Here is a 13,216-nt window from a genome sequence, read left to right on the forward strand (position 1 = left end):
ACGAGATCTCGATGGAGTCCGCACGGGGTGATCCCGGCCTCCTGGGCGTGATCCGCCTCGTGATCCAGATCGGTGCACCGCTCATAGGGCGGCTGCCCTTCGCCGACCGTGTGGGACGGAGGTCGGCCCGAGCGAAGGCCACCGCGCTGTGGCACACGGCCTGTATCGAGTTATGCCACGGCCTCGGAGCCGAACTCGCGGCCGGACGCAACCCGGCCGAGGCCCTGTCCCGAGTGGTGGCATGGGTGCGGTTCCCGGAGCCTTCGGTGGCTCAGGCGCTGGACACGGCAGCGCGCAATGGCGGCGATGTCCCGGCGACCCTCCGGGCCGTCGCCCCAGAGGAGGGCGGCGCAGGTTTGCGCCGGCTCGCAGCGTGCTGGCAACTGAGTTCACGCGTCGGAGCGGGCTTGTCAGCCCTCATCGATCGCGTGGAGACCGGGCTCCGGGCCGCGCAGGCGCATCGCCAGGACACAGCCGCCCAACTCGCAGGCCCGCGAGCCACGGCGCGCCTGCTGGCCGCTCTGCCGCTCCTGGGGCTGCTCTTGGCCACAGGTATGGGAATGAACCCCATCGGCTTTCTCTTCGGCGGCCCCATGGGTTTCGGCTGTCTCCTCGTCGGCCTGTCTCTGAATGCGTGCGGGCTCTGGTGGACCAACCGCCTCGTCGCTCGTGCCGAGCGCGCATGAAGCGAGGCATCCCGCAGGCCTGTTGAATTCCGTGCCACGCCAACCACACCACATTTTCCAATCCTGGCAATACATTCAGATCGTGTCCCACCGGGCGATGAAAGTGGAAATGTCTGAATCGCGCATCGCGCCGACCAATCACTTCGGCCGCCGGGAAGCGCGACCCCTTCGGGGATGCGATTCACATCACCGAGAGCGGGTCGTGTGCGAGTACCCATAGCCTGGGCGGCCGATTCGGCGCGCTCGGCAGCATAAAGCCACTGCCTATTCTTCCGTGAGCATCGAATAGAGGAGTCGTCATGCGGAATTGGCGCCAGGGAGCGTCGTTTCTCCTGCCGCCGGCACTGGAAATCGGGCCACAGGCCGAGGAGGTTCGTTGGTAGACACGAATGTTCGCAAACCTCCGCCCTGAACCGGGCCCACAGGCAGCTGCCAACGGAACTCTCCCCGTTCGGTCATCTAATCGGTGCGGGGCCAGATGGTGACGGCGAATCGCGTCCCGTGGAGCGTTGCAACTTTTCTAGCGGCGGGACCTGTGTGATATTCGGTTTGAACAATCCCGCCTGCACCACTCGGCAAGACACGATCTGATGGCGCTTTGCGAGGTGGTCTGAACTTCGCGCAGCGGCCTCGGATGTGACGGGCGTGCTTGCCGGTACCTCGGCACACGAAGCGGGCGAGCACTGTCGCAAAAATTCCACCATAAGGTGGGGATCGCGCCTCATGGGGTGGCGAAACTCTCTCGCAGCCTAAGGGGGCCGACCTGCGTGATATCCAATTTGGACGTTGCCATTTACATCGCCCGGCGGGACATAGCGAATCTGTATAGGCTCCATTCTTATGTCCAGGTGTGGAGTGCGTTCCAGTACATCTGCTTGACTAGTAATCGTGCCGCGACATCGGCTTCAGCCTAGGCTCGAAAATCCAATCCCTGACCTGCGCAACGCGACCGACTGGAGGTACTGGGGCGGTCACATCAAAAAAGGTCAGGGCGGCGGAGCGAAGTAGTTTCGGTATGAAATTTCCCTCTTCCAGGACGTCACCTCTGACCTCTCCTGGAGTGACTTCTGCTGAAAGTGAGGTTGAACAGTGGCATGGATTCTGCTGGCGGTAGCGGCGAGCTCGACGGCGATGTGGCTGTTGCTTGCCGCGCCAACGGCTGCAGATCGCTTGCTGACGATCCGCGGCGCGGATCAGCTACGCCGCCGGGCGCGCTCTGGCTCGCCTCTGGGGGCTCGGCCCGGTCGGCACCACCCTCCGGATGCCCTGGCACTCGATACGACCGTGGACATTGGGCGTCGCCTTGGCATGCCCGCCCTCGTAGAGGAAAGCGGCCTGGATCGGCATCACCCAGAAGCTTCCACCCATGGTCTCGAAGATCAATCGCTTGGCGGCCTCATGACCGCAAGTGCTGCTATCCCCGGTGTCCACCCCTATCGCCGCGATGCCGGCCGACCGGCTACCAAGATCGAGGCAGGCGTGCATGCCATCACGGACAGCGCAGAGCATGGCACTTCACGATCGCCACGATCCAGCGAAGCGGGAACATCCCGCCACACACCCCCTGCGGGCTTCGGTACCGGTGAATCGGCACCCTCAAGGGCTCGTCCGACCCCTGGGCGGAAGGTGCATGGGTCGGCGCACGGCCCCGGCAGGGGCAGCAGGGCGCAGTCGGACACCGTCAGCCGAACACCGGTTGTTGCGGCAGGACGCTCCTGGTCATCTGAAGGCCAAGACTCTTCTTCGGACAGTGCTCTCCGCCGACACACGGGTGGTCGCTCGCTGAGCGATTTCATCCAGCGCCTGGTCCGGGGCCGGAGCGGTGAGAAGGAGGCGGTTCGCCGTGTCGATCGCCCCCGGTCGTTCTTCATGCGCTGCGCGCTGCTGGGCCGCGACCGCCATGTACCGACGTTCATCAGGCGCCGTCCACCAGTCGTCGCTCAAAGCCCTCTATCAGGAGCTGCGGCGTCGGCCAGGAAAGGGCACCGGGCAATGCCTGCGTCGCACAAGCCCGCGGTTGCGCTCGCCGGCCAGCGGGGAGCGGCCGGTATCCGCGAGTTGGCCATGGCGAGCGGGGTGGCGCTCCTCGGGATACTGATCTTTGGTACCAGCGTTACAGGTGTGCTCGCAGGTGGCGTTGCCTTCGGCGGGGCCATTCTGATCCTCCGCGCGCGAAGGGCGCCGGAGTCCCGCCAGGAGACGGCGCAGCTCGGCGATGACCTGCCCCTTGCCGCCGATCTGATGGCCGCCTGCCTGCGCGCGGGCCAGCCGATGACCAGCGCCGTAGAAGCGGCCGCGGCCGCCATAGGCGGCCCCCTCGGCGACCGGTTGAGCTGGGTGAACGGCCAGCTACGGCTGGGTGCCGCGCCCGATTACGCCTGGTCATGGCTGCTACGGGAGGACGCCACCGCCCAACTCGCACGAACCATGATCCGCGCCGCGACCACCGGCTCTCCCGTTGCCGAAGCCCTCACCCGCCTCGCGGACGACGCCACCGCAGCGGCCAGAGCCGCCGCCTCCGCCGCAGCCCGCCGAGTCGGTGTTCAGGCCGTGGCACCGCTCGGGCTCTGCTTCCTGCCCGCCTTTGTCTGTCTGGGCATCGTCCCGGTGATCGCCGGACTCGCCGCCCAAGTATTGACCTTTTGAACAAAGGAATTCCTGCCTTTGGAGGTGCGTAGTAGTGGAGCTTCGGAGAGATCGCTTGAGTGAGCGGCCACAGGGAAAGTAGAATACTCGACGTGTTGAACTCATGCTATTCATCAAGGGCGCCCAGGTCGATGCCCAACTACTCGGCCTGAGTGCTATTTCCTGACCCCAGCCTTGTTTTATGACTGAGGAGCCCGCTGGAAGGCGGACCAGCACCGCAAGGTGAAGATCAGGCTTCAGTATTGGAAGAATGCAATGGTCGGGTCGACGCCCGGAGAGCGTGATCTGCGGTTGGTGACGGCCCTCCAAAGCGTAAAAGGAGTCGAACCTCTCCCGGTTCGGTGAAAAGCTGGGCCTGTGAGCGACATCCACACTGTGGTCCTGGTCGAGGGCGCAAGCGATAGGTCGGCCATCGAAGCTCTGGCCAAGCGCCGTGGGCGGGACCTTACGGCCGAAGGCATCTCGCTCCTCGCCATGGGTGGTGCCACGAACATCGGGACGTACGTCGGCAGGTACGGCCCTCTCGGCCGCGACCTGCGGCTGGCCGGTCTGTGTGATGCCCGGGAGGAAGGTGACTTCCGCAGGAGCCTGGAGCGCGCCGGCCTTGGAACCGATCTCAGCCGAAGCGGCCTGGAGGCGCTCGGCTTCTTCGTGTGCGTCGCAGACCTGGAAGATGAGCTGATCCGCGCCCTTGGGACCGCGGAGGTCGAGCGCGTTGTCGACGCAGGCGGCGAGCTCAGCTCATTCCGGACCCTCCAAAGGCAACTCGCATGGCGCGGAAGAAGCACTCACGATCAGTTGCGCCGCTTCATGGGCTCGGGCAGCGGCCGCAAGATCCGCTACTCCGGCCCGCTCGTCGAGGCCCTTGACCTCGACCGCGTACCGCGGCCACTGGACATGCTGCTGACCTACCTGTAGGCAGCCGGAGAAGCGAGGACGGATTCGCTGTCAGAACCAGCGGGCGTGGATTAGCGTCACGACGGATCCCGCCGACTGGTGGAGATAGGCACGTTCAAGTCGGGCCATCGTGCAGGTCGACCACCCTGAGCTGCGGGAAAGTTCCCACGAATCCGCAGGACGCGATCTAGTGGCACCTCCTGGAAACATGGAGACGGCCGTTGCCCACGCGTGTCCTCGGAAGGACCCGAGGCTGCCCTCTTCTGATCACGGAGACATGCGGATGTGCAGTCCGTCGTTGGCCTGTGCCCTCGGGCGAGTCTTATAAAAGTCGGTGACCCTCACACAGGGCCTGGCCGGGGATGGAACGGTGACGATGCATGTACGCGATCTTGAGCGTGCGCCGAATGCCTCGGCTACCGCGCCTATCGACGTGTACGGCCCCATCTGCGACACCAAGTTCACCGCTCCTGGTACCGAGCGGCGGTGCAGTCCGAGCCGCGGTCCGGCTAGAAGATCACTTCGTCCCGCCGCCGCGTCCGACTCACCGCCACCTGTAGTGCGGGCAGACGGTGGGGCAGCGTGATGCCCTCTGCTGATGAGGCCATGCCCGACGGCTGCCCGGAAGGCAGTGCCGAGTGTGGCGCGCGCCTGCGCCGCGGCGGAGCTAGATGAGTCCGTCCCAATCTGGGTCAGTGGTCGTAGGTGATCAAGGACCGGGTGATGGGCTGGCCGGTCGCGCGGTTGTGCCAGATGGCCGCGGTCAGGGCCAGAATGCGCTGAGCGATGCGGGCGCCCACCCCGATCGGTGTCGGGCCTCCGTGTAGTTCCGGGTCGAGCTGGCCTTTGAGGGTGTCGTTGACCGACTTGATGAGCTGGCGTCTGGGTTTGAGCAGGGGGCGCGCCCGGGCGGGGCGGGCGGTTGCGGTAGGACGGGCGCAGCAGCCGCACGCCGCGTTCGGCCAGGAAGGCGTCCAGGGCCGCGGAGATGTCCCCCTGGTCGGCGATGATCACCAGGCTGGGACGCTCCGCGAGCAGGTGCGGGACCGTGGTCGCAGATGGTCATCAGCACCTGGCGTTCATCGATGTCCGGGGTGGTGGCCAGGGGCCCAGGTGGGCGGTAGCCCGGCGGGGGTGCAGATCAAGTGCAGACGCAGCCCGCAAAAGCAGCAGGAGTGCGAGCGGCGGTAGCCGTATCCGGCCCGGCCGGCCAGGTCCGAACGCCGGGCGGTGGGGCGGGAACGGCCGCACTCGATGGGTGGAGTCGGCGGTCCATACCGGGTCGGGCCATAGGTCGGTGTCGGCGGCCAGCGCCCGGATCGCGTGCTTGAGCAGGGGCAGGGCCTTGTGCAGGCGTTTGTCGTAGCCGGATTGGCCGGGCAGGTAGGGGAAGGCGCCGGGCAGGTGCGCGGGTACGTAGCGCAGCTGCGGGCTCCGGAGTGGATGCCGAGCAGTGCCTGGGCGGCCAGGGTGAGTAGTTCGACATCGGTGAGCTTCGGCGGGTGTCCGATCCGGGCCGGGCGGCCGAGCCGGTCATCGATCCTGACGTACAGCGCGGTGAGAAGGGTGTTGAGGTCGTTCGTCACAAACCGATCGTCAACACCCTTCGCCATTCCCACACTCCACGCGGCAGCGACTTAGGACTTACTCGTCTAGGGCAGCCCTAGGGCCGTTTAGCTGTGTACGGCGCGAGCAACGGCGTCACTCCGTATAAATCGACGCTCCTGCAGCAGATCGAGCTCGTACGAGGACGGCCGAGCTGAAGGCATCGGTGGTGGAGATATCGGCGGGCCGCAGAGTGATAGGGCCCAAGGTGAGCGGAGCTTGTGCTGGCGGAAATACGGCTGGCGGGCCGCCGCTTCTTGGTGATCTCATGGCGCTGAAACGTTTTCCACAGGGCCAGATCCAGGCGATCTTGCGGTTATCCACAGAACCAGGTTCGGCCGCTTGGCGAGGGCGAGGAATCGGCGATTCTGAACACGTTGTCGCCGGGCGAAGGGCCTGGGGCCGGAGAGCGGGAGGCCGCGATGGACAGGGTGATGACGGTGGCCAGAGGGATCTGGCGGCGGTCGGGCGAGGTGAGCGCGCTGCGGGTCGGCCATCGAGCATGTGCTGCGGTGGTGTCACTGGCGGCACGCTGCGTAAGACGGGTCGCGTTCGCGGCGAAGGGCGGCTCGGAGCGTGGCATGTCCACGGCGGAATACGCGATGGGCACTCTGGCGGCCTGCGGGTTCGCCGCACTCCTCTACAAGGTGGTGACCGGGACGGAGATTCAGGAGGCGCTGATGAGTCTGATCAATAAGGCCCTTAGCAGCGCCGGCTAACGCCATGACCCGCCGGGGGTGTCCGGGACTGAGGGGGCGCGGCAAGGGCCCTCGGAGGGAGGTATGGATGCATGTCTCGATCTCCAAGGTGTCGGCCTTCTTTGCAGGCTCGGACACTCCCCATGATGGTGTCCCACCGAATGGTGTGACTGGGGACGTTCGATTCGGATATCCCGCAGGTCGGCCACTCCAGCGCAGGACAGCTCCACCACTCCGCAGGACGCGATTCATGGCTGGTGGGTATGGCGAATGTCGACGAGGTCATCCCCTGATGCAGGGGCGCCGTTGCGGCCCTGTTGAGCTCGGCCTCTGCGGCGGTGGCCGTTCCTCCAGAGCTGGAAAGTTCCACGCTCGATATAGAGACGCTCGTCGCACCTGCCTGCGGAGTCCGCCGGGCGGGCGTGATGGTCGGGCAGCACGGTGAAACTTCATGGGCCGAGTCGCTGCGCGGCGGCGCACGCTGCGATCAATGACGCTCCGACCGCATGTGGCGAGGCACCCGCGGAGCGTCGTGTGTGAGGGCCGCCGCGCGGAGTTCACGCCACCTGGCAGGACTCCACTGTCGGCCTCGGTGATGGCGTTCCAGGGGCCGTCGCTACTTCCTGCTAGTGGGAGGGGCTGCCAGCGGATGCCTTAGATGTGCGGTGGATTGATCCCGGTGCGTGGTTCGCCGGGGCTTGTGAAGGTTCGTAGATGGTTAAGGAGGGACGACGTGGGTGGTCCACAGCGTGTTCGAGGTGGCGCTTCTATGAAGGGGACCGGGAACGGCGAGTCCAGCAGCGGTCGTGCGTTGAGGACGGTCGCGGCCGGGGCGCGCGAGGGTGGCTTGGGTTGCGGCCGAAGTCCCGGTAGCGCGCGTGCGTCTCCTCCAGGAAGGCGGCAGCAGGGGCGCCTGCAGCATCGCCCTCTAGGAGGCATGGTTGGCGTGTTCCTCGGAAGCACGGTGAGTAGCCGCGTTCGTGTGCTGGGTCGGCATTCGGCTCTTTCACACCGCAGGCCTGTTCTCCGCCCCTCGTTCGCGCCCTGGGCCGTAAGCGTGCCTTCGGCCCAGGGCGCGAGACGGACAGGTGCGCGCTCAGACGTCCTGCTACCGGATTGCGAGAGGTCCCGAGGGTCGGTGACCGCTGAGACCGCGGCCGTGCTGCCATCACTGATGGTGGTTTTGGCCGCGGCCATATGGGCGGTGGCCGTGGTCGGGGCTCAGCTTGAATGCGTGGACGCCGCCCGAGCCGGCGCCCGTGCGGCGGCGAGGGGTGAGTCGATCGATCAGGTTCGCCAACTGGTGGCAGATCTTGCTCCTGACGGCGCGGAGGTCGCGGTACTGCGGGATGCCCACACCACCAAGGTGAGTGTGTCCGCTCAGGTACGTCCGAAATGGGGTGAGCGGCTTCCTGCGGTCTCAGTGGGGAGCGATGCTGCGGCGGTGACAGAACCGGGTGCTGACGAGGCGACATTAGGGCCGCCTGAAACGCGTATTCGGGCGGCCGAGCCTAGATGGTCGGATCGCGTCCCGCGGAGTGGTGGAACTTTCCGTGGCCGGACTGGCTGACCTGTGCGATGTCCGATGTGCAGGGATGCCCGGGAGTGGTGGATCTTGTAGGGGAGAGCCATGGCTGTGTGCCGGGACCTGCGCAGATGGCGTCCCCACGAGTGGTGGAAATGCCGCCTGGCTCCGCGTTCCGGCGGACCGCCGTTGGCGGGCGCCGGGCACCGCCGTCGTGCGTCTCGCCGTTGCGGCGCCCGTGGTGGTGCGGCCGGGCGGTCATGATCCGGCGGACCGCGGCCGTTCTTGCCGGTCCACGAGGTATGACCGTGATCGCTGGACTTTACACCACTGAACCTTTTTCAACCTCAGGTTCCCAGGTCAGAGGCGGTATGCGAGATGCCGTATCCGCTTGACCAGGCGTCCTGCCGCGGCATCAGGCCCGGCCTGAGCCCGATGGAGACGCCCCTGACCTGGTCCAAGCGACCGGTTGAAAAAGGTTCACTAGGTGGGACGCCATCCCTGCGCAAGTGCGGTTCACCATCCCCTCCCCTTTCCCAGGGCGGAAGCCCGCGATTCAACGTTTCTATTTACATCCGCTCGGCAGGAAATCATCGATGCCGGTTCGATGGGGGAGTAGGTAGGTGCGCCCGGTTGGCGGGATACGGGGTCGGCTTCGTCGTGCGAGAGGAGTTTTATCTGGCGTTGGCTGACTAAGGGGGGGAGGTCGGGAGATCGCGTCCTGCGGGGTAATGAAATTCCTGCGGCCGGAGCGGCTGGCCTGCATGATGCCTGAACCTTTTTCAACCTCAGGTTCTCAGGTCAAAGGCGGTATGCGAGATGCCGTATCCGCTTGACCAGGCGTCCTGCCGCGGCATCAGGCCCGGCCCGAGCCCGATGGAGATGCCTCTGGCCTGGTCAAAGCGACCGGTTGAAAAAGGTTCACTGGTTTGAGCGTTCCTGTTGAACTACTCGGCGGTACAGCCTCGGTCGGGGCCTGGCTACCTCGGCGGGGTAAGTCTCGCGTAGCCGACTGAACGACCACCTTGTGGTCTTCCGCCTAGGGGCGTGAGCAGGGGCCTTTGCTTGCAGCGCTGGCTCCATCGGTGCGTTCGGATGTTTGCGGAGTACGTTCTGCGCTCTTCGCCTAGGGAGATTCGGGCCGGTGTCACGGTGGATGCCCTGTGGGCCTGAGGTGGAGGTCGTTTCGGTTGGGGTGGGCTTTGAGGCGAGGTCGTCTGCTGTGGGTTTCTTGGTGGGTGTGATCTGGGCAGTTGTCATGACTTCGGTCCTTGGCCGATGAATTTGGCTAGTGCCTGAAGTGGTGTGGATTTCGCTCGACCGTCCTTATAGGGGGACGCAAAGGAGATGTGGCGGTGGAAGAGCGGGGGTCGGCGACGTTGTGGGTGGTTGCGTTCATGGGGGTTTTGATGGCGATGGCGATGGGCGTTGCTTATGTGGGCATGGCGCGGGTGGCGGTACATCGGGCTCGAAGTGCTGCCGACCTTAGTGCGCTGGCTGCTGCCCGGGTGGTCGTGCGGGGGAATGATCAGGCCTGTGACGAGGCGGAGTCGGTGGCGTCGGCGAATCACGCGGTGCTGGAACGGTGCCGGGTCGATGGGCTGACGGCGGAGGTCTGGGTGTCCGTACGGTACGCGTTACCCGGTTTGGCCGAACGCCGGGTTACGTCCCGGGCTCGGGCAGGGCCTGTTCGTCAGCCGTCCGCGCCGATATCGGCCGGTGCGAGCGGAACGGGCCGGGCATCTCGCGCTGTGATCAACCTCTGATGCCGTGAGGTCTCCCATGCGATGGGGGCCTATGCCGATGGCAGTGCATGTCGGCCTCTGGTGGGGTTTTCTGCCTCGCTGTCTGGTGGTCGGGTCAGGGGGTGGAGGTGAGGAGGGCGTTGAGGAGACGGACGGCGCCGCGCTTGTCCAGGGGTTCGTTGCCGTTGCCGCACTTGGGGGACTGGATGCAGGAAGGACATCCGAAGTCGCACTCGCAGGACTCGATCGCCTCGCGTGTGGCCGTGAGCCATTCAGCGGCGCGGGCGAAGCCGCGTTCGGCGAATCCGGCGCCACCCTCGTGGCCGTCATAGACGAAAACGGTGAGGAGGCCCGTGTCCGGGTGGAGTTCGGTGGACACGCCACCGATGTCCCAGCGGTCGCAGGTCGCGAAGAGGGGGAGGAGGCCGATCGAGGCGTGTTCGGCCGCGTGGGCGGCTCCGCCGATGTGCAGGTTGTACTCCTCCGCCAGGGGGGTGACGAGCGCCGTGGGCAGCGTCCACCAGACGGCGCGGGTGCGCAGCGTGCGGGGTGGGAGGTCGAGTGGTTCGTCGCCGAGCATCTCGCCGGTCTGGAGGCGGCGCTTGAGGTAAGAGACGACTTGGCGGGTGACCTCCACCGTGCCGAAGTGCAGTTCGCCGGAGCCGAGGGGGTGTGAGCGCAGGGAGTCGAGTACCGCGATGTCCGTGACGTCGCGTGCGTAGGTGGTGTAGTCGGGCTGGGCGGCGGTCACCAGGGCGATGTCCTCGTCGAGGTCGAGGGTGTCCACCAGGAAGGTCTCTCCCTGGTGGATGTAGACGGCGCCTTCGTGGACCGTGGTGTGGGCGGACGGTTCGTCCACCGTCCCGAGAAGACGTCCGGTCGATGTCTCCACGACCTGGATCGGCGCTCCGCCGGAGCCCCGGATGTCGGCGAGGTCGGTGGCGCGTTCGCGACGTGTCCAGAACCACCCGGAGGTGCGCTGCCGGAGCATGCTCTGCCGCACCAGGTCCTCGATCACGTCGGGGGCGGTGGGGCCGAAGATGGGGAGGTCGCTTTCGGTGAGCGGGATCTCGGCGGCGGCGGCACAGAGGTGTGGGCCGAGGACATAGGGATTGTCCGGGTCGAGAACGATCGCCTCGACGGGGCGGCCGAACAGGGCCTCAGGGTGGTGGACGAGATAGGTGTCCAGGGGGTCGTCTCGTGCGATCAGTACGGCGAGCGCGTCCTGGCCGTCACGCCCGGCGCGGCCGGCCTGCTGCCACAACGAGGCCCTGGTGCCCGGCCAGCCGGCGATGAGCACGGCGTCCAGGCCGGACACGTCGACGCCGAGTTCGAGGGCGTTGGTGGTGGCGAGTCCGAGAAGTTCGCCTGAGCGGAGGGCCTTCTCCAGCGTTCGACGGTCCTCGGCGAGGTACCCGGCCCGGTAAGCGGCCACCTTACTGGGGAGGTCGGCGGGCAGGTCCTCCCACTCGGGTGCGGCCGCTCCAGCGCTGGGGGCCTGCTCCGGCATGCCGGTGTCGTCCTCGGCGCCGCTGCTGGGGACGACCCTTGGGTTGTGGAACGCCTCGTCGGTGTCGGTGGGGTGCGTGGTCGGCTTGGGAGCGGGCTGGGTGCGATCCAGGGAGGTCTCTGGCTGGCCTGGGTCGGCTTGGGGAGTCCCGACGCCGCTGGGGTCGGTGTGGTGGGCAGGCGGGATCGGCCCGCTGAGGGTGTCGGGATGGGGGCCTGCCTCTCCGGGAGGGCAGGTGTCGTCGCCGTTGTCGTGATCTGAGGCCGCCCTGACGGTGTGGGCGTCGGCGGGAGCGGAGTGCGGATCGGGTGTGGCGGTCTGGGGTTGAGGTGCAACTGTAAAGCGGTGAGGTCTTGCGATGTGGGAGTGATGAACGAGTCTGGCGGGCGTGCCGTCGGCAGGTATTGCGCTGCGGGCGTCGGTAGGCGGGGAATGGGGATCGGGCGCTGGGTCCTGGCCTTGAGGTATGGCGGACTGGGGCGGGGAGTGGGTGGTAGCGGGCTCTGGGTGGGGTGCGGCGGTTTGGGGGTCGGCTGGGTCGGTCGGGTGGGCCGACGTGGGGGAGTGTGGGTCAGTTGTGGACGTGTGGGGGTGAGTTAACGCGTCGTGCGGGTCCGGAGTAGCGCCATGGGGAGCGGGTGTAGGGGCTTGGGAGGGAGCGACGGCGCTCGGGCTGTGGGTGTGCGGTGTAGCGCCATGGGGGGGTTGGGCGGGGGCGATGGCGTTTGTGGAGGTGTGGGGGTGGGCCGGGGCGTCGTGGGGATCCGGGGTGGTGCCTTGGGGGGCGGGTGTGGTGCTTGTGGTGGGGGTGCGCGGCGGGGCGGACTGGGGGTGGGTCAGGGCGTCATGGGGGTGGGGGGTGGGGGGGAGGAGGTCCTGGAGTTTGGAGCGGGTGGTGAGGGCGAGGGTTTCGGCGGCGCGGCGGGAGCGGACGAAGGCCAGGGTGCGGACTCCGTCGACGACGAGGTCGGTGAGGAGGTCGGCGGCCTCGGCGGTGGCGGTGCGGCGGACCGGGGCGCCGCCCTCGCCGCGCAGGTCGGTCAGGGGCGGCTCCCAGAGGGCGAAGGTGGTGGCGCCCCGGGGGGAGGCGTCCACGGCCACCTCGGCCATCTGGAGGCCGGTGAGGCGGGTCGCCGCGGCTCCAGGGTCGCCCGCGGTGGCGGAGGCGAGGAAGAAGACGGGGTGCCGTCCGTAGCGGGCGCAGACGCGGCGGAGGCGGCGCAGGATCTGGGCGACGTGGGAGCCGAAGACGCCCCGGTAGCCGTGGCACTCGTCGACCACGACCATGCGCAGACGCCGCCAGAAGGAGGACCACTGGGCGTGTCGCGGCAAAAGGGTCCGGTGCAGCATATCGGGGTTGGTCAGGACATAGTTGGCGTGCTGGCGGACCCACCCCCGTTCCTCGAAGGGGGTGTCCCCGTCGTAGCAGGCCGCGCGCAGCTTGCCGAGGTGCAGGGCCTTGAGGTTCTGGAGCTGGTCGGCGGCCAGGGCCTTGGTGGGCGTGAGGTAGAGGACGGTGCCGCCGTCCAGTACTTCCGTGAGCGCCGGCACCAGGTAGGCCAGGGATTTCCCGGACCCGGTCCCTGTGGAAATGATCACGTTTTGGCCACGGTGGGCGTGCTCGGCGGCCTCGTACTGGTGAGGCCACAGTCCAGTCACCCCGAGTGGTCGCAGCGCGCTGACCAGCGGCTCGGGCGTCCAGTCGGGCCACCGGGCTTGACCGGCCTGACGTGCTGGAACATGCTCCACATGAGTGACGCGCTCGCGGCGCGCCGTGAGCGCGAGCAGGCGGCCCAGCAGCGCGTCTGCTCGATGCGAGGAGGAGGCAGAGGGAGTCACTGGTTTCCAGTCTGGCATCTGCGGGCAGAGTCGCCGGGACTCGTGATTTCGTATAGACACTGAGG

7 protein-coding genes and 1 pseudogene are annotated in these 13,216 nt (G+C 67.0%); 6 read left to right on the forward strand and 2 right to left on the reverse strand.

Features of this window, described 5'->3' with window-relative positions; translation table 11 throughout:
- Nucleotides 1–11 precede the first annotated feature (11 nt).
- The 3 genes from DP939_RS02790 (at nucleotide 12) to DP939_RS02805 (ending at nucleotide 4,250) form a co-directional block, all read left to right on the forward strand.
- On the forward strand, nucleotides 12–686 hold the full coding sequence (locus DP939_RS02790) for a type II secretion system F family protein (RefSeq protein ID WP_113978509.1): 675 nt from the start codon (nucleotides 12–14) through the stop codon (nucleotides 684–686).
- A 1,992-nt stretch (nucleotides 687–2,678) separates the two neighbouring features.
- Nucleotides 2,679–3,332 (forward strand): type II secretion system F family protein, encoded by a 654-nt coding sequence (locus tag DP939_RS02800; RefSeq protein WP_225878007.1) that lies wholly within the window; start codon nucleotides 2,679–2,681, stop codon nucleotides 3,330–3,332.
- A gap of 357 nt (nucleotides 3,333–3,689) precedes the next feature.
- Nucleotides 3,690–4,250 carry a TOPRIM nucleotidyl transferase/hydrolase domain-containing protein gene (locus DP939_RS02805; protein WP_113978514.1) on the forward strand — a complete coding sequence of 187 codons (561 nt, stop codon included), beginning with the start codon at nucleotides 3,690–3,692 and terminating at the stop codon, nucleotides 4,248–4,250.
- 671 nt (nucleotides 4,251–4,921) lie between these two features.
- Here DP939_RS02805 and DP939_RS49635 read toward each other — a convergent pair.
- A pseudogene (locus DP939_RS49635) lies at nucleotides 4,922–5,815 on the reverse strand (IS982 family transposase).
- Nucleotides 5,816–6,256: 441 nt separating this feature from the next.
- Here DP939_RS49635 and DP939_RS02815 point away from each other — a divergent pair.
- The 3 genes from DP939_RS02815 to DP939_RS49215 all read left to right on the forward strand — a co-directional run bounded on the left by DP939_RS02815 (nucleotide 6,257) and on the right by DP939_RS49215 (nucleotide 9,823).
- Nucleotides 6,257–6,553 (forward strand): DUF4244 domain-containing protein, encoded by a 297-nt coding sequence (locus tag DP939_RS02815; protein WP_318656259.1) that lies wholly within the window; start codon nucleotides 6,257–6,259, stop codon nucleotides 6,551–6,553.
- Between the two features lie 916 nt (nucleotides 6,554–7,469).
- Nucleotides 7,470–8,102 (forward strand): TadE family type IV pilus minor pilin, encoded by a 633-nt coding sequence (locus tag DP939_RS47535; protein WP_225878008.1) that lies wholly within the window; start codon nucleotides 7,470–7,472, stop codon nucleotides 8,100–8,102.
- A gap of 1,310 nt (nucleotides 8,103–9,412) precedes the next feature.
- On the forward strand, nucleotides 9,413–9,823 hold the full coding sequence (locus DP939_RS49215; protein ID WP_225878061.1) for an Rv3654c family TadE-like protein: 411 nt from the start codon (nucleotides 9,413–9,415) through the stop codon (nucleotides 9,821–9,823).
- Between the two features lie 94 nt (nucleotides 9,824–9,917).
- Here DP939_RS49215 and DP939_RS47540 read toward each other — a convergent pair whose 3' ends face one another.
- Nucleotides 9,918–13,151, reverse strand: a complete 3,234-nt coding sequence (locus DP939_RS47540; RefSeq protein WP_450097535.1) for a DEAD/DEAH box helicase — start codon at nucleotides 13,149–13,151, stop codon at nucleotides 9,918–9,920.
- Nucleotides 13,152–13,216: the final 65 nt, after the last annotated feature.

Origin of the sequence: Spongiactinospora rosea, from assembly GCF_003315795.1 — a bacterium.
Lineage (GTDB): Bacteria > Actinomycetota > Actinomycetes > Streptosporangiales > Streptosporangiaceae > Spongiactinospora > Spongiactinospora rosea.